This is a genomic window from Nocardia sp. NPDC056064, from assembly GCF_042266925.1.
Classification (GTDB): domain Bacteria; phylum Actinomycetota; class Actinomycetes; order Mycobacteriales; family Mycobacteriaceae; genus Nocardia.
Genome location: NZ_JBHJWO010000001.1, coordinates 91,214 through 109,472, shown reverse-complemented (window position 1 = coordinate 109,472; position 18,259 = coordinate 91,214). Strand labels below are relative to the sequence as shown.

Genomic DNA, 18,259 nt, shown 5'->3' with positions numbered 1-18,259 from the left:
GCTACTCCACGACCGTCACTGTGTGTGGCGCGCCCGAAAACGCGAGGGTCACGATCATGTCCAGCACGACAATCGCCACCGTCGACGCGCGCACCGCACGCCCGGAGGCGAGCCCGACACCTTCTGGACCGCCGGTGGCGCAGTAGCCGTAGTAGCTGTGGATCACGATCACCGCGACAGCGAACAACGCGGCCTTGAGTACCGCGGCGAGCATGTCGCCGCTGGATACGAACGCGAGAAAGTAGTGGTTGTACACCCCGACCGGCTCGTCATGGACCACGGTGATCCACGCACGGCAACTCAGATAGGCCAGCACCAATCCCGCCAGCAACGCCGGAACGACGACGACCGCGCCCGCGATCACCCGCGTGGTCACCACGAACGGAATCGACCGCAATCCCAACGCTTCGAGAGCATCGATCTCCTCCGAGATCCGCATCGCCCCGACCTGCGCGGTGATGCGGCACCCCGCCTGCACCGCGAATCCAATCGCCGCCGCGATCGGTGCCAGCTCGCGAGTCACCGCGAACGCCGAGACCGAGCCAGTGATCGGTGCCAAGCCCAGCGAGTCGAGCGCGGCGAACGATTCCATCGCGACCGTCCCACCGACACCGATACCGAGGACAACCATCATCGGAAGCACGCCTCCGCCGTCGATCACGCGCCCGCGCCCCCACGCCATCTCCGACACCATCCGCATGATCTGGGACCGATAGCGCAGGAGTGTGAACGGAATCGACGACAGCACCGTGAACTGGAACCCGATGATGAACCCCAGGGTCTCCACCGGTGAGGCCAGCCGTGCGACACGCACACCGAACTCGGTCGCACCGGATCGCTCACACGAACGCTCAGCGGCGGCGGTCATGTCAAACCAGCCTCGCCGGCACCGCCAGGCCGACCAGCTGGGTCAGAACCACGTTCGACGCCACGATCGCCACCACGGACCAGGCCACCGCGGCGTTCACCGCGTCGGCGACCCCGCGGGGGCCACCCCCGGCCGTCAACCCGCGCCGGCAAGCGATCAGAACGACGACGATGCCGGCAACCAAAGCTTTGAGCAGGGACATCCAGACATCCAGGACTGTGACGAACGAGCCGAATGTCGACCAGTAACTGCCCGGAGCGATCCCCTCGACGCCTACCGCCACCACGTAGCCGGCGGCGATCCCTACCGCGATCACCACGACGTCGAGCAGCGGAGCGACGAACGCCATCGCGACCAACCGCGGAATCACCAACCTGCGCATCGGATCTATACCCATCGCACGGAGCGCGTCGATCTCGCCACGGACCGTGCGCGCACCCAGGTCGGCGGCGATCAAAGCCGCACCCGCGCCACCGAGCAGCAGCCCGGTGGCCAACGGCGCGCCCTGTTTGACGACCGCGAACCCACCCACCGAACCCCACAGTGAGTCGGCACCGGAACCGCTGAGCAAATTCCCCACCTGCACCGTCACGATCACCCCACACGGCACAGCGATCAGTACCGCCGGCACCACGGTGACCACCACTAGTCTCCACGACTGAGTCACCGCCTCCTGCCACGCGAAGCCGCGCACCTCGTTCACACCGGCACCGACCGCCGTGCCGACGTGGTCGAACGCGGCCCGGACAGGCCGAACATCATGTCTGACAATCGCATTCGTATTCGGCGCCGGATCCTGATCAGAATCCGCGCCGGGCCCGGTCGATGCTGGCGGAACCGCGCCCGTGCGCTGTGCCAGCATGCGCCACATCCGGAATCAACCCCTCAACAGTGATGAGAAAGTCTGTGAACAGCTACATTAGAGCAATCCGGCGAGCGGGCGTCTCATCCCGCTCCGCGTGTCGATCACCGGCATGATCTCCAGGCTGTATCGTCCGCCCGGCAGACCGGCCATGACTCAGAGCACAGTTCAGTGATGACCTGATCCAACCTGACAGTTTCATCAGTTCATGGACTACTACGGCATCCAAGCGCAGGCCCTGCGGGTCTCCGATCCCGGAGTCGGATTCCTGCCCCCGGGTACGGAAACACAGACCGGAACACGCGATCCCGCACCGGGCCCCAGCGATACCTTCGACGCCGACCAGCGCATGGAAGTCGACCACGCTCCGCTCCGCCAACTCCCCAGACCGGCCGCGGCGATCAACGCCCGCTGACCACACCGACGGCTACGGCCGGGTGCGGAAAGATCCGCGCCCGGCTGTTCTCTTTACGAATCGTTCGATGTGTCGTCGGAGGTCGGCCCGTCGGGTTGGGTCTGCCGGTGCGGCGCGAACAACAGCGCACCGACTCCGGCGACGGCGACGATGACGCCGACCGCGATGAGCGATGCGCTGAGCCCGTTGATGAATGCCGATTTCACGGCCTCGGCCAGCGCCGGCCCCTGCGGACCGATCAGCCCGGCGACGTGGATGCCAGCCGGCGCCGAGGACTCCACCGCATGGGCGGCCTCGGGCGGCAGCTGATCGATGGCAGGCAGCGCCGAGGCATAGTGGCTCGCGAAGACCGACCCCATCAGCGCGATGCCGACCGCCGAGCCGACTTCGCGGGTCGCGTCGTTCATCGCCGAGGCCACGCCCTGCTGCTCGATCCGCAACGATCCGACGATGACCGCGGTACCGACCGTACTCGTGAGGCCGACACCGAGCCCGCTGACGATCAGGCCACCGAAGAACGGGAGGTAGCCGGAGTCGACCTCCAGGAACGACAACGCGAGCATCCCGGCGGCCAGCAACAACAGTCCGACCCCCATCACCACCTTGATCCCGACCATCCGCGTCAACCGCGGGGTGAGGACACTGGTCGGCAATACCACCACCGCGATCGGCACCAGCGCCAGAGCACTCTTCAGCGGGCTGTATCCCAGGATCAGCTGCAGGTACTGCAGTCCGACGAAGAAGAACCCGAAAACAGCCATGAACTGGACCAGGATCGTGACCGCCCCGGCGCGGAATCCGGGGATACCGAACAGCCGGGGGTCGAGCAGCGGGTGCTTGTTGCGCAAGCCCAACACCGCGTACAGGGCCAACGCGACCGCCGACACCGCGAAGCTCGCGATGACGCGCCAGCTGGTCCATCCGACCTCACTGCCCTCGATGATCCCGTATACGAGAGCACCGACAGCCACCGCACTCGTCCACGCCCCGAAGTGGTCGAGCGGATGCCGCTCCTCGTCTTTGGTGTTCGGGGCCAGGACCAGCGCCAGCAGTCCACCGAGCACCGCGACGACAGCACTGGTGACGAAGATCGAGCGCCAACTCCACTGTTCGAGCAGGAGCCCCGCGCCGAGCAGGCCGATGATCGCGCCCGCGGCCGCGAATCCCGACCACACCGCGACACCCCGATCGCGGTGTTCCGGAGGGAAGGCCGCAGTGATCGTCGAGAGCGTTCCGGGCATGATCATCGCGGCACCGACGCCCATCACGGCGCGCCATCCGATGAGGAGTTCGGTCGTGTGTACCGAGGCAGCGGCGATCGACCCGATCGCGAAAACGACAGTTCCGATGATCAGGACATCTCGGCGACCGAACCGGTCACCGAGGGCACCGATCGGCAGGACGAGGGCCGCCAGGGCGACGGTGTACGCGTCCGCGATCCAGGTCAACGATGTCGTCGACGCCGAGAGGTCGATGGCCAGATCCGGCATCGCGAGGTTGAGCGCCGACACCGAGGCGACGACGAGCACCAAACAGGTGCACATCGCGAGGAGGACGCCCGCCGTCCCGATTCGCCCGACCGCGTTGCCTCCGGGCGCGGACTCCGCTGGTGACGAGCCTGGTTCGTGAGCCATCGTTCCTCCTGACCGCCGTATCGTGCTGAGACTTTCACGTTATCGACTCCGGGCGATCGGCGTATTCCGCGAGCCGTCGACGCGCCGATCCCGACGACGTGATCGAGGAGCGCTACCAGGCGACTCTCGACCCCGATGCATCGGTCACTGGGTGCAGTGGGAGTGTGCCGACCTGTTCGATACGTTGACCGCGTCGTTCCTCGGGGCGGACTCGTGAGCGCGGCAACAAGCTTCGTCGGTGGTCGCCTAGGTCTGGTCAGGTGCGCCAGAACGTCGATATTGCGCGAATAGTTCGACAGCCCCGAAGCACCCGGCCCGCTGGACAGGCTGTATCGTCCGCCGGGCAGACCGACCATGACTCAGATCACAGTTCAGTGATGGCCCGATCCGACCTGACAGTTTCGTCAGCAATGGGGCGGATGCGCTCGATCGGCTCGATCGAGCCGACATCGCATGCGGCACCGCCCGATGACGGGGACAACACCTCGCCACACGAGATCCGTCCAGCTGAACCAACCGAGCGGAAGGACTTTCATGAACGAATCCGATGCACCGCCGAAGGCCGGCCTCAGCCGACGTCGCATGCTGGGCGGTGCCGTCGCAGGCACCCTCGGAGTAGCCGCCGCGACCGCCCTGCCCCTGGGCGGCGGCTCGGCAAGGTTCGGCGCGGCGGGAACCGCCCGTGCGCAGCAGGACGCACCGAGCGAAACCTATCGCATCGACCTGCACTCACACGTGTTGCCGCCGGACTATCGCGCGTCGTTGCTCTCGCACGGACATTTCACCATCGGCGGCTATCCGACACCGGAATGGTCCCCCGAATCCGCGCTCGAATTCATGGACTACTACGGCATCCAGGCGCAGGCCCTGTCGGTCTCCGATCCTGGAGTCGGGTTCCTGCCGCCGGGCAAGGAAGCCAACGACATGGCCCGCTACTGCAACGACTACGTCGCGGGTCTGACCAAGCAGCACCCCACCCGGTTCGGCTCGTTCGCCGTGCTTCCGATGCCCGACATCGCCGCGTCGGTGGCCGAAGCGATCTACGCCCTCGACGTCCTGCACGCGGACGGCATCATCCTGCTGTCGGCCTATAACGGCGTGTACTTGGGCGATCCCGCCTTCGAACCGCTGATGATCGCCCTGAACGACCGGAAGGCCTACGTCTTCGTCCATCCCGCCGCGATCCCGGACGACGCCAAGCCGAACCTGCCCCTGCCCGACTTCCTCGAAGAGTTCACCTTCGACACCACCCGCGCGGCCACGATGATGATGCTGACCGGCGTCACCCAGCGATATTCCAATATCCGCTTCCAGCTCTCCCACGCCGGCGGCACCCTGCCGTTTCTTTCCTGGCGAGTGGGCGTCGCCTCGGAGACCGCGATCGGCAAGAACTGGCCGGAGGGCCTGGGCAAGCCGTCCCTGCTCGACACCAAAACACAGATTTCGCGGTTCTTCTACGACACCGCGCTCAGCGCGTCGAACGCGGCGATGTCGGCAGTCACCGCGGTGACCAGCCGAGACCACATCGTCTTCGGCTCCGACTGGCCCTTCAGCGCGACCACATTGCCGCAAACCGGCACGCACGATCCGGCACCGGGCCTCAGCGACATCTTCGACGCCGACCAGCGTATGGAGGTCGAACACCACGCCCCGCTCCGCCAGCTCCCCCGGCTCGCGGCGGCAATCAATACACGCTGACCCACGGTGGCCGCGGCCGGGCGTGGAAGGCACTCACACCCGGCCGCCTCCGATACGTGGCGAAACTACCCGGTTTCCGTACGAACCACCGCCAGCACGATGGCGGCGAGCACAGCGAAGGCGATACCGCCGATGAGGACCCAGGCACCCGCAACACTCAGCCGCTCCCAGGCCAGCAACAGTGCGGTGAGTCCGGCGACGACAATGAGCGAGTCGACGGCGATGGAAACGAGCGCAATCGAATTCCGGGGGGATTTCGCGAGCATCAAGCCGATCAATCCGTGCACGACGAACTCGATGCCCAGAACGATCAGGATGGCCACTGCCACGCCGGTGCCCGGTGAGAATCCGGCGAGGAGGGCGATGAGCAGCGCCGCACCGAGCACGAGCCTCGCACCCGCGACCAACCGGGTTATCCGCACAGCGCGCGGAGATCGTTCACCGGCGCCCTCGGAAGCTGCGTCGTTCGCCATGGCAAGCACTCCTCTATCCTCGAGCGCGGACATCCTAGCGACATGCTGCAGATAGAGAGTACCGCAACCTCTGAGCTATCACGATGACGGCGTAGGTCGGACCCGTCCGCGTGGCTGATGGTCAGTGCCGCGATGAGGACGCCCATCGCGACGCCGATGAGAGTGTCCATGATGCGGCTGACGCCGATTTCGGGGGTGATGTGCGCCGAGGCCGACCATGAGCAGGGCCATGGGGTTGACCGCCGGCGAGGTGAGGGCGTAGCTGCGGGTGGCCATGAGTTCGGCGAGCGCCTGCAGGGCGACGACGAGGGCGGCGGCCCAGTAGCCGAAGTCAGCGGCGATCAGCAGGCCGCCGACGAGCGCGCCACCGACCTCACCGCGCCGGCGACGAAGGCGAGAACCAGCGCGCCGAACAGCGACACCTTGGCGGCGACATCGGGTCACGAGCAGCAGCGCCGGACCCTCGCGGACCTCCTGCGCCAGGTTTCCCGTAACGCCGATGCGGCCGGCCTGCACGCGTCCGGAGGCTGAACTTCGGACCTCGGGTCATTGATGAATTTCTGCACAGTCGATAGAACTGTCTGAGATGATGTCCAGAGCATTACTGATAATCATCTCAGTATCCACAACGGAGCTCGAAATGAAGCGCTCGACAATGGTGTCGCGCCCGCGACGACAACTCGCTGCCATATTCACCGCCGTGATCGTCAGCATCGTGGCAGCCATGACCGATTCGCAAGCCGGGCTCGCGACAGCATTGCCGATACCACCACCACCTGTCCCCGCCCGGACCTCCGACCCGCTCGGCACCCATGCTGTCGGGGTGCAGGTGTCCTCCTACACCTCCGCCGGGCGGCGATTGAGACTGACCACCTGGTACCCGGCCGTCGCCGATCCCGCTCCGCCGTATGTCACCCCGGGCGGCATCACCGGGACCGCGGTGCAGAACGCCACTGCCGATCGCGCGGGCGGACCGTATCCACTGATCATGTTCTCGCCCGGTCTCGGGGCTCCCGGTGACGGCTACTACTTCTACGCCCAGAACTTGGCCAGTCACGGCTATGTCGTCGTTGGTATCGACCACGACGACGCCGACGACGTGGTACCCGGCCTGCGGCTTCCCGACCTGCCGGCGGGTCTGCGGGCCATCGCGGAACAGAATTCCAGCGACTCGGTGTTCTCCCTGTTCAGTGACTGGTTCAGGCAGACCCAATTCGGGATGACCTACCGCCCTCAGCAGATTCGCGCCGCCCTCGACGAGACACTGCGCCGCAACGACGACTCCACCGAAGCGCTGAGCGGATTGATCGACCCGGACAGAATCGGCATGAGCGGCCATTCACTCGGCGCCGCCTACACCCTGCTCGCAGGCGGGATGACGATCCCGTGCGATCATCCGATCAGCAGCGAGGCCGCCGATTGGCAGAACGCACCGATCGTCCGCGTCGACCCGTGTGCGATGCCGGCGGCTCAGGCCATGACCGATCCCGCGACGCTGCGGGATCCGCGCATCAAGGCGATCGTTCCGCTCGCGTCTCCGGTATTCGTCGCCGACCCGTACATCCGCGAGGCGGCAGCGAACATCCGCATCCCGATGATGTTCCTCACCGGAGCCGATCCGTATCTGGAAGCGTCCCGGTCACCACAGTGGCAGGTGCACGAAGCGGCACAGGGGCCGAAGTACTTCGTCGAGATCGCCGATACCGACCATTTCCTCGTGACGGACGTAGCAGCGTTGAACCCCTACTTCAGTAGCGTTCAACTCCCCTGGGACAAAGCTGATTTCGCGGGCAAATCCGCCGTATACATGCGGTATTCGGCAGCCTTCTTCGATCGGTATCTGAAAGACGACGACACTGCGGTGGATGTTCTTCGGGCCCCTGCCACCGGAGTCGTCGCCGCCGTCCACTATCAGAACTGACGGTGTGAGCACGCGTTCGGGTTCTGCTTCCGCGCACGTCCGCCTGGTCGAATCGGCGCAAGGACGTGGCGATCGCGTGCGACGCGTCAAACCTTTTCCACCCGCGCCGGGACGTACTTGTGCCACGGGGTGCCGAAGAACTCGTCGCGGTCTTCGGAGGCGGTCAGGTTGTTCAGGCGGACGCCGACCTGGTCACCGTCCGCCGTGAGCAGTCCCATGCCGTTGGGTAGGGAGACGTGGCCTCGGCGCATCGTGTCCACCACCTCGACCGGCGCTTGCGCCGCACCACGCCGGGTGATCACGCGCGCTTGGTCGCCGGTCACCAACGACAGGGCGGCGGCGTCGGCCTGGGACAACCGCAACGCGCCTTGGGGATCGCGTTTGCGCCAGGTCGGGTCACGGAAGATCGTGTTGGCGGTGAAGGCGCGGCGCTCACCGGCCGAGAGCACCAGGGGGTAGTCGGGGTCGCCGGCCTGTGCTCGTCCGTCGGCGAGCCCGCGTACCACATCGAGCAGTTCCGGCACGTCGAGTTCGATCCGCCGACCCCCCAGCCTCTGCCAGGACGCGTCATCTTCGTCATCGGTGATGACCACTCCGCGCGGGTTGTCCAGAATCGCCTCGAACAGCCGGTCGCCTGCCATCAGCCCCTCGCCGTGACCGGCCCGCGCCACGCCGGCGGGGTTCTCCATCGCGCAGAACAGCGAGGCCCCCCACAACACGGCGGCGGCCGCGGCACCGTGCGGGAGTGTCGGCCCCAATGTGCGGTAGAGCAGGACCGGGGCCAGCTTGGCCAGGCGGCGGTCGCCGAGTACCCCCATCATCGCGGCGGCGAAGGCTTCCCGGCCATGTCCCAATGCCTCGCGCAGCGGTGCGTAGTCGGCCTCTCCCACGGCACCGGACAGCTCACACAACCTGGCGTGGATTTCGGGCTCGGTGAGCTGACCGGAGGGAGGGTCCAGCAACGGGCGGCGCAGGTGGAACAGATTGCGCGGGAATTCGAAGTCGAAGAAGGTCGCTTCGTACTTCTCGAACTGGGTGGGTGGCGGGAGCACGTAATCGGCCTCGCGCGCGGTCTCGGTCATCGCGATGTCGATGACCACCACGAACTCGAGCGCCTGGAATGCCTCGGTCATCCGCTGACTGTCGGCCAGCGAGTGCACAGGGTTGCTGCTCTCGACGATCGCGGCACGAAAACGCTCAGGATGGTCGGTCAGGATCTCGTCGGGGACCGAATTGCAGGGGAACAGTCCGCTCACGATCGCCGCCCCACTGACCGGGGTACGCGGCAACTGATCGAACGGCAGCCCGCGATCACGGGCGATCGGCGCGAGCCCGGAGAAAACGAACTGGGTGCCGCGCTTGGCGAAGTTTCCGGTGAGCAGCCACAGCAACTTCTCCACATAGCTCACGGCGGTGGAGTTGCGGCCCATCTGGACGCCGAGGTCCTCGAGCACTGCCACCGACTCGGCCGCGGCGATGCGGCGAGCGGCGGCGCGCACCAGGTCCTCCGGCACGTCGGCGATCGCGCAGTGGTCCGCGATGGACACGTCGCGCATCACTGCGGCGATCGTTTCGAGGCCGTTGGTGTGCTCGGCCAGCCAGGCGTGGTCGATCAGATCTTCCTGTACCAGCACCGCCACCATCGCCGTCACCAACTCGAGGTCGGTGCCCGGGCGCAACTGCAGATGGAACTCGGCGAGCTCGGCTGTCTCGGTGCGCACCGGGTCGATCACGATCATCGCCCGCGCCGGGTCCTTCGCGATCTCCTTGAGAGTCGTCCGGGCACGGGGGAATCCGTGGGACTGGTAGGGGTTCTTGCCGACGAAGACCGCGACCTCGCAGTGGTGGAAGTCGGAGCGGTGCGGGCGCCCGAGCATCCTCGCGTTGACCCAGAACTCGCCCGTCTTCTCCTGAGCCAGTGAGTTGGAGCGGTAGCGCACACCGAAGGCCGCCAACGTCGCGGGCGCGTAGGCCCCGCCGAGGTGATTGCCCTGGCCACCGCCCCCGTAGTAGAAGATCGATTCGCCGCCGTGCTCCTCACGCACCTGCCCGAGACGCGCGGCGACCTCGGTCAGGGCGGTCTCCCAATCGATCTCCTCGAAGGTACCGTCTTCGCGGCGTCGAAGCGGCCTCGTGAGCCGCTCGTTGCGGCCGTTCTGATAGGCGTCCAGGCGCAGAGCCTTGTTGCAGGTGTAGCCCGCCGAGGTCGGATGAGCCTTGTCGCCACGGATCTTCGTGAAACGGCGGGTGTCCGGGTCTACCAGCACGTCGATCCCGCAGTTGCACTCGCACAGAATGCAAGCACTCGGCTTCCATTCCGCCGCGCTCTCGACGTTGACGGTGACACCGGACATACATCGCTCCTCAAGCAGATTCCCGAATCGAGCTCATATCGATTGCGAACCACAGCGTATAGGCTCTATGCAATAGAACATAGCAAATAGCGTTCGGTGTCAGAAGTACGGACGGAGCTGTAGTGCGGTCGGGCGCGCCTGTGCTGCCTATCGGAGCAGCGGGCGTGCACCACCGGCGCCGACGGGCTCCGAAGGTGATCGTTGGTCGAGCAAGGTGAGAGGTAAGAACACGATCGCTTTGACGCCGCCGTGGTCCGACTCGGTGAGTCGGACCTTGATCTCGTTGCGGCCGGCGAGGATCGAGACCACGATCAATCCCATGCGCGCGTCGCTGGAGAGGTGCATGATGCCGAAATCCGGTGCGCTGTCGAGGATTCGATTGATCCGGTGTAGTTCCTGCCGGGACAGTCCCCGCCCCCGGTCGGCGACCTCGACGACGGCGCCGCCCTTGACAAGCCCGCCCGAGACCGTGACGGGTGCGGTCGTGGATGAGAAGTGGGTGGCGTTCTCGACCAGCTCGGCCAGCAGGTGGATGATGTCGGCGACGACGGCGCCGTTGACCGAGACATCGGGGAAACGGTTGACGCTCACGCGCGTGTAGTCCCTGGACTCGGTGATCGCCCCCTGCACGACGTCGCCGAGCGGCACCGGGTATCGCCATTGCCGTCCCGGACGTTCACCGCCGAGGATGATCAGATTCTCGGCGTTGCGGCGTTCGCGGGTGGCCAGATGGTCGAGTGTGAACAGCAGCTCCATCTTGTCCGGGTCTTCCTCGTGCGCTTCCGCGGCATCGAGGACTTCCAGCTGGCGGGCCGCCATGGCTTGGCTGCGGTGTGCGAGGTTCAGGAAGATCGCGTTGACCGCGCCGCGGGTGCGGGCTTCGGCCATCGCCGCGGACACCGCCGCGCGCTGCGCGGTGTCGAAAGCCTCTGCCAACTGTCCGATCTCATCGTTGCCGAAGTCGGACGGAGGCAGCGCCGAGGTCAGATCGATCGTCTCACCCGCGTTGATCCGGGCCATGATCGCGGGCAGCTCGGTGTCCGCGACGGCCAGCGTGTGCAGTCGAAGGCGTCGGAGTCGTCGAACGAGTCCGCGCGCCAACCAGGAGGTCAGAACGAAGGTCACGGCGGCGATGATCAGCGCCGCGAGCACGGTCAGCGCGGAGGTGCGCACGGCGTTGTCGGCGATGTCGGTGGCTCGCTGTTGGACACCGGCGAAGTTGGTGCGCCACAGCGTCAACAGGCCGTTCACCATCAGCCCCAGGGTCTGCTGTGCCGCCGCGGAATCGGTGGGCGGCGGTCCGGCGGGGTCGTCGAGGTCCGCGGGGTCGGCCGCGCCTCTGGTCACCACGGCGTTCTCGAACTCGACCAGTTGTCGCCACTGCGGGCTGGAGGTCAGTTGCACGAGCCGCTGCCGGATGACGGGATCGTCCTTGTGAGCCAGTGCGTCCAGGTCGGCGTGGTAGGCGCCGACCCTGGTGGCGAACGCTTGCAGGGCGGCCTGGTCGAATGCCGTCTCGGCGTCGGCGGCCGCGACGAGTGCGTGCACCGCGGAGATGCTGTCGGCCGTGCGCAACAATGTCGCGGTCGTGGTCAAAGCGATGGCGCTGTCCACGTCGGGAGCTCTGGGGACCAACGCCGCGACCGCGATTCCCCCGGTCGCGGCGAGCAGGCTGTACGCCTGGTACACCTCGTCGACCGTCGAGGTCCCGCTGTCGGTACGCGCGCGCACGGCGCCGAGTCGGCGGATCGTGTCACGCAGCTGGTGCGCGGATTCGTCGAACGCTCCGGTGGTGAGTTCGCCGAGTGACGACGCGGCCTCCAGCAGTGCCGTCCCGGCGGCGTCTACGCGAAGGCGCTGGGCGTCGAGCTCGTCGGAGCCGCGTTCGGGGTGCGCGACCCGAACCATCGCGAATCGACGCTCCTGCAGCATGGCCTCGCTGAAGTCCACCGCATGCGGCGCCACCCGGAGGATGAGGTCGGCCCACGCCCGGTTCTGCCGGTTCTCCTCGACGAGGCGCACGCCCACCGCGATCACCGCGGTAGCGAACACGATGCTCGGGATGAGCACGATGGCCATCACCCGTGCGCGAATTCCGGTCAGCCGTTTCGATTCGGCCCGGCGCACGGGCGGGTCGTGGCGGATCGGAGTGTGTGTCCGAAGCTGGTCTTCCATTGCCCACTCTCATCAGTTGATGAGAGAATCACATGCGATGCAAACATCAGTCAAGTGGCGTCACGAGAGTGTCACGCCTGTGACCTGGATCTAGACGACCGACCAATTGGTCGGTTCGGGTCACACGATGCCGTATTCGCGTGCCGCCAAGGCGAGCTGGGTGCGATCGCGGAGCGACCAGCGGGAGAGAACGCGCGAGATGTGGTTCTTGACGGTGCCTTCGCTGACGAACAGGTTTGCGGCGATTTCGCGGTTGGACGCTCCGGTCGCGATCAGCCGTACGATGTCGACCTCTCGCGGGGTGAGATCGAGGTCCCGGCGGGCCGTGCCGGGTGCCGGTCGCAGGGCGGTCGACAGACCGCGCGTGACGCGGCCGTCGAGCTGGGTCACGCCCGCGTAGGCCATCCGCACCGCCGCCCGCAGGTCCTCGATCGGCAGGTTCTTGAGCAGGTAGCCATCGGCTCCCGAGCGCAGGGCGGCGATGACGTATTCGTCGTCGTCGAAGGTGGTCAGCATGACGACCCGGCAGCCCGACCCGGCGGCGCGCAGTCGTCGCAGGGCTTCGACGCCGTCGAGGCGCGGCATCCGGACATCCATCAGCACGACGTCCGGCGCGAGCTTCGTGACCGCTTCGACGGCTTCGAGGCCGTCCGCGGCGGTCCCGACGACCGTCAGGCCGTCCTGGAGATCCAGCAGCGACGCGATGCCGTCGCGGACGAGGTCCTGGTCGTCGACCACCAACACACGGATATCGCTCACGCGGGCGCCATCTCGGTGGCCGGCAGTGTCATCCGCAAGATCGTGCCGTGACCGGCGGCCCCGCGCGACACGTCCAGCTCACCGCCCAGCAGCGCGCAGCGCTCCCGGAGCCCGGTCAATCCGAATCCCTCTCCGCCCGAACGGATCCCGACGCCGTCGTCGGTGACCTCCACCTCCACTGATGGACCGTCCAGGCTCAACCGGACGCAGGCCCGCCTCGCCGAAGCGTGCCGCCGGACGTTGGTCAAGCCCTCCTGCGCCGCCCGGTACAACGCGGTCCGCACCTCCGAAGTGAGCAGGCGCTCCTCCCCCGACACTGTGAACTCGACGGCAAGCGAGTCGCCACCGGCTCGCCGCACCAGTTCCCGCAAGGACGTGACCAGTGAGAACGGCGCATCGTCGGCGCGCAGGGTGCGCACCGAATCGCGCGCCTCCGCCAGCGCGCGGTCCGCGGACCACCGCGCATCCGCCAGGGCACGGTCGGCGGTCACCGGATCGCGATCGCGGTACGCCTGCGCCTTCTGGATCTGGACCCCGATCGCCGTCAAGTGGTGACCGAGCGAGTCGTGCATCTCCCGCGCCAGCCGGTTGCGTTCCCGCACGGTGGACAGCTCCGCGATCGTGGCCGCGTGCTCCCGCAGTTCGGCCATCGTGTCCTGTAGTCGCCTGCGCACCTCTCGTTCCCGCACCGCGACCGCGGCCATGGCCAGCGCGATCACTTCGCCGAGCAGGAACATCAGCAGATCGCCGAGTTGTTCAGCGTCGGCGAACCAGCGGACATCCTGAATTGTCAACGCCACCAAGATCATTCCGAAAGTGCCAGCGGCCAGCATCACGGCCACCGTCCGCCCCAGCGCGAACCACGCGGTGAACGGCACCAGAATCAGCAGCGCGCGCCACAGACCTGACGGCTCCGCTACTGCGATCAACGCGAAGGCCGCGACCCGTGCCAGCAGCAAGACGACAGGCCGCACCTCGAACCGATGCGCGAAGACCTCGACAGCGGCGAGCACCCCGAACGTCACCAGCAATGCCCACGGCCCACGCCGATCGACGGCCGCCTGCACCAGCCCACCGGCGAACACCACCGTGTAGGTCACCGAAACGACCCAGCCCACTGGCGACCCGGACCCGCGTGCGGTCCTCATGGCACCACCTCCGAGCGCCGATGCTACGTAGCGCGCCGTCCTCACGGTGGTTCCGTGCGGCAAGTTTGGCCGATGGTCATGGGTGCCCTGGCAATTCGGTACTCCTGGAACCCCGGCTTCCGTTCCTACCGTCGATGCATGATCAACTTCCTCATCCGATTCGGCGCGGTCAGCGGCGTCGTCCTCGGCCTGTCCATCGGCGCGCCCGGCGCCGTCGAAGCGTTCACCGGCGAGATCACCGCGACCAGCGTCGTGCTCGGCTTCGGCACCGCGTTCGGTGTACCCGCCGTCCTGGCGTACGCGCTCGCCGGTACCCGGGATTCGACCTTCGACCGGGTGGCGTTCGTGTGGTGCGCGCTGGGCACCGCGCTGTTCGCCGGTGTCGCCTACACCCTCAACCTCGCCCTCGTCTTCCTCGACCTCACCGCGCGTCAAGAGCTGCTGGCCGGGACTACAGGGATCGCGTTCAAGGTCACCGGATTCGCGTTCATCGGTGGTGCCGCGCTGTTCGGCATCGCGCTCTACCGTGACGGACGCCTCGGCCGCCTGCCCGCCCTCGGATTCACCCTCCTGCTGCCCGCCTTCGCCTTCCTCGCGCCGCAGGAGGACACGCTCGCCATCAACGCCCTGCACGTACTCGTCTGCGTCGTGTTCTGCTGGTTGTCCTTCCACACCTGGCGCACAACGACAACGGGTGAGCGGGCGGTTCACCCGACCGTGCTCAGCCGGTCGGAGCGCAGGCGAGGGTGACGGCGAGCCGTAGGCCGCCGAGTGGGCTCGTGATCAGTTCCGCGCGTCCGCCGTGCAGTTCGGCCTGCTGCGCGACCAGGGCGAGGCCGAGGCCCGATCCTTCGCGGGCCGCGCCGGAGCCCCGGCGGAATCGGCCGAACACCACGTCGCGTTCGTTCTCGGGCAGCCCGGTGCCGTTGTCGTCGACCGCCAGCAGGAATCCGTCACCGGTTCGGTGGACGGAGATCTCGATGCGGGTGGCGCGGCCGTGGCGGACCGCGTTCGTGATCGCGTTGTCGAGAATCAGGCGGATCCCGGCCGGGGAACACTGGCAGTCGGCTCGTTGCTCGCCGGCGACGACCAGGTGGAGTTCCGGATGGGTCCGCGCCGCGTCCGCGACGGCCGAGTAGGCCAGCTCGACCAGGTCGGCCGGTTCACTGATGTGGCGCGATGTCAGTTCACCGGCGGCGAGCAGTTCCAGCGCCACGAGCGTCGATTCGACCCGGCCGTGTTTGCGCAGCGCGTCGTCGAGGATCTGCGCGCGCTCGGCGGGCACCAGTTCGACATCACGCGCGATCTCGATGTCCATACGGATGGCGGTGAGCGGGGTTCGCAGCTCGTGGGCGGCCGTGTTCGCGAACGTGCGCGCGGTCTCGAGGGCCGAGATCGTGCGCTGCTGCGCGGAGTCGATCCGCGCGAGCATCGACCGGACCGAGGCCGCGAGTCGATCGGCTTCCCGCACACGGAACCGCCCTCTCGCCTCGGGCAATTCGTCACCGGCATCGATCCGGCGGGTCAGGTCGATGAGCGGCCGGATCGCCCGCCCGCCCAGGAGCCAGCCCAATCCGGATGCCACCGCGATCGCCGCCGCCCCGGCGAGCAGGACGTGCCGGCGCTGCTCCCGGGTCACCGATTCCGCCGCGGACAGCGGCGCGGCCACGGACACGAGGTGCGGGCCGATCGGCGACTGGTCCACCATCATGGTCTTGACGCGGTATCCGGCGTCGTCCAGCACCAGGGTCTGGTGCCCTTCGGGCAGCTCCGGCAGCCGCGTGGACGTGCTGGCGAGCACGGCACCGTCCTGGTGCAAGGTGATCGCGGCGAAACCGCCGTCGCGCACGCTGCCGATGAACAGTTGCGCGGTACCGACATTCGCTTCGACCAGGCCGGTGATGATGTCGAGTTGCTCGTCGACGTGCCTGATGTTGTTGCGCTCGATCGCGACGAACAGGAAGACGGCGAGCGCGCCGACGATGAGCGTCGTTCCCGTCGCCGCCGCCACCGCGACCCGCGTTCGCAGCGAGAGATTCCCCCTCACAGCCCTTCCTCCCGCAGGACGAACCCGACAGCGCGCACCGTGTGCAGGAGGCGGGGCGCGCCGTCGACTTCGAGTTTGCGGCGAATGTGGCCGACGACGACATCCACGACATTGGTCTGCGGCCGGAAGTCGTATCCCCACACCGTCTCCAGCAGCCGGTCGCGGGTCACGACCGCCCCGTGGTGGGTGGCCAGGATGCTGATCAGCTCGAATTCCCGCCGTGTCAGCGGAATCTCGCGGCCACGCACCGTCACCCGTCGCGCCGCGAACTCGACCCGCAACACCCCGACGGCCACCGACTCCTGCGCGGCGCTCCAGCCGGTGCCGCGGCGGCGCAGCAGCGCACGCAACCGCGCGGTCAGTTCGACGAAGTCGAACGGCTTGGTCAGATAGTCGTCGGCGCCCAGCTCGAGCCCTTCGATCCGGTCCGATACCCGCGTGCGCGCGCTCACCACACAGACGGGCACGTCGTTGCCGAGTGCGCGCAGCGCGGTGATGAAGGCCAACCCGTCCAGTCCCGGCATCTCGATGTCGAGCACCACCACGTCGGGTGTGTGCTCGCGGGTCGCCGCCAGCGCGGCCGCGCCGTCGGCCGCGGTACACACCGCGAAGCCGTTGAGACGCAGACCACGTTCCAGCGATTCACGAACGTCGGCGTCGTCGTCGACGACCAGCACCAACCCGCTCTCACGCGGCGCGGCGGAACCCTCACTGGCGTCCACGGCGCGCGGCCGCACCGGTCGCGCCGTGGTTGCTGCGTTCACCTGAATTCACTTCCTCTGCCGGTCGAAACGCTTCCTGTCGGAGGTTTACCGATTGCTTGAGAGTTCTCTGACGACGATTGACTGATCAGATGATCATCTGTGACGTTTTATACCACCAGGACGCGGTTCCGCCGATGACGCCGGTCACGCTCCTGCCGACCCCCCAGAGACGAACGGAGCCAGACCGGTGCGGACGACCATGCACACCGCGGCCATCGCGTTGACGGCCGGTGCGGCCATCGCGCTCACGACCGTGCCCGGCACGGTGGCGGGCAGCGCCGCCGCGGATCCGGGCTGCCCCGGTCTTTCCGTCATCGCGATCCCCGGCACCTGGGAAACCGGCCAATCCCGGCACACCCCGGGCCCCGGCATGCTCGCCGGCGTCACCGACGGCCTCCCCGCGAGCCAACAGGTCACCTATGTCGACTATCCCGCGACGGCCTTCCCCTGGGAGGGCAAGGTCTACGGCGCCTCGCAGCGAGTCGCCGTCGACACCGCGCGCGAGATGATGCGTACCATCGCCGACCGCTGCTCCGGCACCGATTTCGCGCTGGTCGGCTACAGCCAGGGTGCCGACGCCGCCGGTGATCTGGCCGCGGAGATCGGCAGGGGCGGCGGGGTCGTGTCACCGGATCGCGTGCGCGCCGTCGGCCTGCTCTCCGATCCCCAGCGGTCGCAGACCGATACGCAGGTCGGCCCGCCCGCCCGCGGCGTCGGCGTCCGAGGGCCACGCCCCGACGGGTTCGGCTCGATCACGGCGCGCGTCCGCACGATCTGCGCCGTCGGCGATCTGTACTGCTCGACCGACGACGAGGACTTCGTCACCGCCATCGCGAGCGCCCTGGCCGGGGTCTCCGCCGAGCACCCCGACGATCTGCCCCGCTACCGCGGCACAGCAGCGGACATGCTGACCGCCCTGCGATCCGCCGACGAACAGGGCGAGCTCACCGACCAGGCCCGCGACGAACGCGCGCGACAGCTCGCGCTGTTCTACGGATCCGGAACACACATGTCCTACGGCAGCTACCCCGTCGACGGCAGGCACACCGCCGTCACCTGGCTGCACGACTGGCTGGCCGCTCTCGGCTGATCCGACCCACCCAGACCCTCCCGGGAAATCTCCGCCACGAAAAAGGAACAG

17 protein-coding genes are annotated in these 18,259 nt (G+C 67.5%); 6 read left to right on the top strand and 11 right to left on the bottom strand.

The features are described 5' to 3' along the window. Position 1 precedes the first annotated feature (1 nt). The gene (locus ACFC06_RS00515) at positions 2-787 is read right to left on the bottom strand and encodes an ABC transporter permease (protein WP_375925977.1); all 786 of its coding nucleotides are present in this window, start codon (positions 785-787) and stop codon (positions 2-4) included. Positions 788-869: 82 nt separating this feature from the next. Then, positions 870-1,730, bottom strand: a complete 861-nt coding sequence (locus ACFC06_RS00510) for an ABC transporter permease (RefSeq protein WP_375925975.1) — start codon at positions 1,728-1,730, stop codon at positions 870-872. Between the two features lie 208 nt (positions 1,731-1,938). Here ACFC06_RS00510 and ACFC06_RS00505 point away from each other — a divergent pair, with 208 nt between their 5' ends. Next, the gene (locus ACFC06_RS00505; protein WP_375925973.1) at positions 1,939-2,145 is read left to right on the top strand and encodes a hypothetical protein; all 207 of its coding nucleotides are present in this window, start codon (positions 1,939-1,941) and stop codon (positions 2,143-2,145) included. A gap of 53 nt (positions 2,146-2,198) precedes the next feature. Here the strand turns inward: ACFC06_RS00505 and ACFC06_RS00500 are convergent, their stop codons facing one another. Next, positions 2,199-3,689, bottom strand: coding sequence for an MFS transporter (locus tag ACFC06_RS00500; RefSeq protein ID WP_375925970.1), 1,491 nt, complete (start codon positions 3,687-3,689; stop codon positions 2,199-2,201). 558 nt (positions 3,690-4,247) lie between these two features. Here ACFC06_RS00500 and ACFC06_RS00495 point away from each other — a divergent pair. Next, a complete protein-coding gene (locus ACFC06_RS00495; RefSeq protein WP_375925967.1) occupies positions 4,248-5,477 on the top strand; it encodes an amidohydrolase family protein in 1,230 nt (409 codons plus the stop codon). A 65-nt stretch (positions 5,478-5,542) separates the two neighbouring features. On the opposite strand, the gene ACFC06_RS00490 is transcribed toward ACFC06_RS00495, so the two are convergent. After that, positions 5,543-5,959 carry a hypothetical protein gene (locus tag ACFC06_RS00490; protein ID WP_375925964.1) on the bottom strand — a complete coding sequence of 139 codons (417 nt, stop codon included), beginning with the start codon at positions 5,957-5,959 and terminating at the stop codon, positions 5,543-5,545. Positions 5,960-6,118: 159 nt separating this feature from the next. Between ACFC06_RS00490 and ACFC06_RS00485 the strand changes: the two genes are divergently transcribed. Next, the gene (locus ACFC06_RS00485; protein WP_375925961.1) at positions 6,119-6,481 is read left to right on the top strand and encodes a hypothetical protein; all 363 of its coding nucleotides are present in this window, start codon (positions 6,119-6,121) and stop codon (positions 6,479-6,481) included. A gap of 15 nt (positions 6,482-6,496) precedes the next feature. Here the strand turns inward: ACFC06_RS00485 and ACFC06_RS00480 are convergent, their stop codons facing one another. After that, positions 6,497-6,664, bottom strand: coding sequence for a hypothetical protein (locus ACFC06_RS00480; protein WP_375925958.1), 168 nt, complete (start codon positions 6,662-6,664; stop codon positions 6,497-6,499). Here ACFC06_RS00480 and ACFC06_RS00475 point away from each other — a divergent pair. Then, complete coding sequence (locus tag ACFC06_RS00475) at positions 6,651-7,871, top strand: alpha/beta hydrolase family protein (RefSeq protein WP_375925955.1); 1,221 nt, start codon at positions 6,651-6,653, stop codon at positions 7,869-7,871. The genes ACFC06_RS00480 and ACFC06_RS00475 overlap by 14 nt on opposite strands. 86 nt (positions 7,872-7,957) lie before the next feature. On the opposite strand, the gene ACFC06_RS00470 is transcribed toward ACFC06_RS00475, so the two are convergent. The 4 genes from ACFC06_RS00470 to ACFC06_RS00455 form a co-directional block, all read right to left on the bottom strand. After that, positions 7,958-10,225, bottom strand: coding sequence for a molybdopterin-dependent oxidoreductase (locus ACFC06_RS00470; protein ID WP_375925953.1), 2,268 nt, complete (start codon positions 10,223-10,225; stop codon positions 7,958-7,960). Between the two features lie 147 nt (positions 10,226-10,372). After that, a complete protein-coding gene (locus tag ACFC06_RS00465) occupies positions 10,373-12,400 on the bottom strand; it encodes a nitrate- and nitrite sensing domain-containing protein (protein ID WP_375925950.1) in 2,028 nt (675 codons plus the stop codon). Positions 12,401-12,520: 120 nt separating this feature from the next. Then, positions 12,521-13,138: a response regulator gene (locus ACFC06_RS00460; protein ID WP_375925947.1), complete on the bottom strand. Its 618-nt coding sequence runs from the start codon at positions 13,136-13,138 to the stop codon at positions 12,521-12,523. A gap of 17 nt (positions 13,139-13,155) precedes the next feature. Next, positions 13,156-14,259 carry a sensor histidine kinase gene (locus ACFC06_RS00455; protein ID WP_375925944.1) on the bottom strand — a complete coding sequence of 368 codons (1,104 nt, stop codon included), beginning with the start codon at positions 14,257-14,259 and terminating at the stop codon, positions 13,156-13,158. 186 nt (positions 14,260-14,445) lie between these two features. On the opposite strand from ACFC06_RS00455, the gene ACFC06_RS00450 reads away from it, so the two are divergent. Continuing rightward, the gene (locus ACFC06_RS00450; protein ID WP_375925942.1) at positions 14,446-15,057 is read left to right on the top strand and encodes a hypothetical protein; all 612 of its coding nucleotides are present in this window, start codon (positions 14,446-14,448) and stop codon (positions 15,055-15,057) included. On the opposite strand, the gene ACFC06_RS00445 is transcribed toward ACFC06_RS00450, so the two are convergent. Next, positions 15,029-16,354, bottom strand: a complete 1,326-nt coding sequence (locus ACFC06_RS00445) for a sensor histidine kinase (RefSeq protein WP_375925939.1) — start codon at positions 16,352-16,354, stop codon at positions 15,029-15,031. The two genes, ACFC06_RS00450 and ACFC06_RS00445, sit on opposite strands and share 29 nt — an antisense overlap. Continuing rightward, positions 16,351-17,118, bottom strand: a complete 768-nt coding sequence (locus ACFC06_RS00440; protein WP_375925937.1) for a response regulator transcription factor — start codon at positions 17,116-17,118, stop codon at positions 16,351-16,353. Before ACFC06_RS00440 ends, ACFC06_RS00445 begins: the two co-directional genes overlap by 4 nt. Positions 17,119-17,317: 199 nt before the next feature. Between ACFC06_RS00440 and ACFC06_RS00435 the strand changes: the two genes are divergently transcribed. Next, positions 17,318-18,208, top strand: a complete 891-nt coding sequence (locus ACFC06_RS00435) for a cutinase family protein (protein ID WP_375935111.1) — start codon at positions 17,318-17,320, stop codon at positions 18,206-18,208. Positions 18,209-18,259 lie beyond the last annotated feature (51 nt).

Bases quoted from the DNA above. Each gene is read 5' to 3' on its own strand.
- ACFC06_RS00495 (WP_375925967.1), top strand. From the start codon at position 4,248: ATGACGGGGACAACACCTCGCCACACGAGATCCGTCCAGCTGAACCAA.
- ACFC06_RS00505 (WP_375925973.1), top strand. From the start codon at position 1,939: ATGGACTACTACGGCATCCAAGCGCAGGCCCTGCGGGTCTCCGATCCC.
- ACFC06_RS00470 (WP_375925953.1), bottom strand. From the start codon at position 10,225: ATGTCCGGTGTCACCGTCAACGTCGAGAGCGCGGCGGAATGGAAGCCG.
- ACFC06_RS00435 (WP_375935111.1), top strand. From the start codon at position 17,318: ATGCACACCGCGGCCATCGCGTTGACGGCCGGTGCGGCCATCGCGCTC.
- ACFC06_RS00500 (WP_375925970.1), bottom strand. From the start codon at position 3,689: ATGTGCACCTGTTTGGTGCTCGTCGTCGCCTCGGTGTCGGCGCTCAAC.
- ACFC06_RS00465 (WP_375925950.1), bottom strand. From the start codon at position 12,400: ATGGAAGACCAGCTTCGGACACACACTCCGATCCGCCACGACCCGCCC.
- ACFC06_RS00510 (WP_375925975.1), bottom strand. From the start codon at position 1,730: ATGCTGGCACAGCGCACGGGCGCGGTTCCGCCAGCATCGACCGGGCCC.
- ACFC06_RS00480 (WP_375925958.1), bottom strand. From the start codon at position 6,664: ATGCTGACGATCACGGCGGTGAATATGGCAGCGAGTTGTCGTCGCGGG.
- ACFC06_RS00450 (WP_375925942.1), top strand. From the start codon at position 14,446: ATGATCAACTTCCTCATCCGATTCGGCGCGGTCAGCGGCGTCGTCCTC.
- ACFC06_RS00485 (WP_375925961.1), top strand. From the start codon at position 6,119: ATGATGCGGCTGACGCCGATTTCGGGGGTGATGTGCGCCGAGGCCGAC.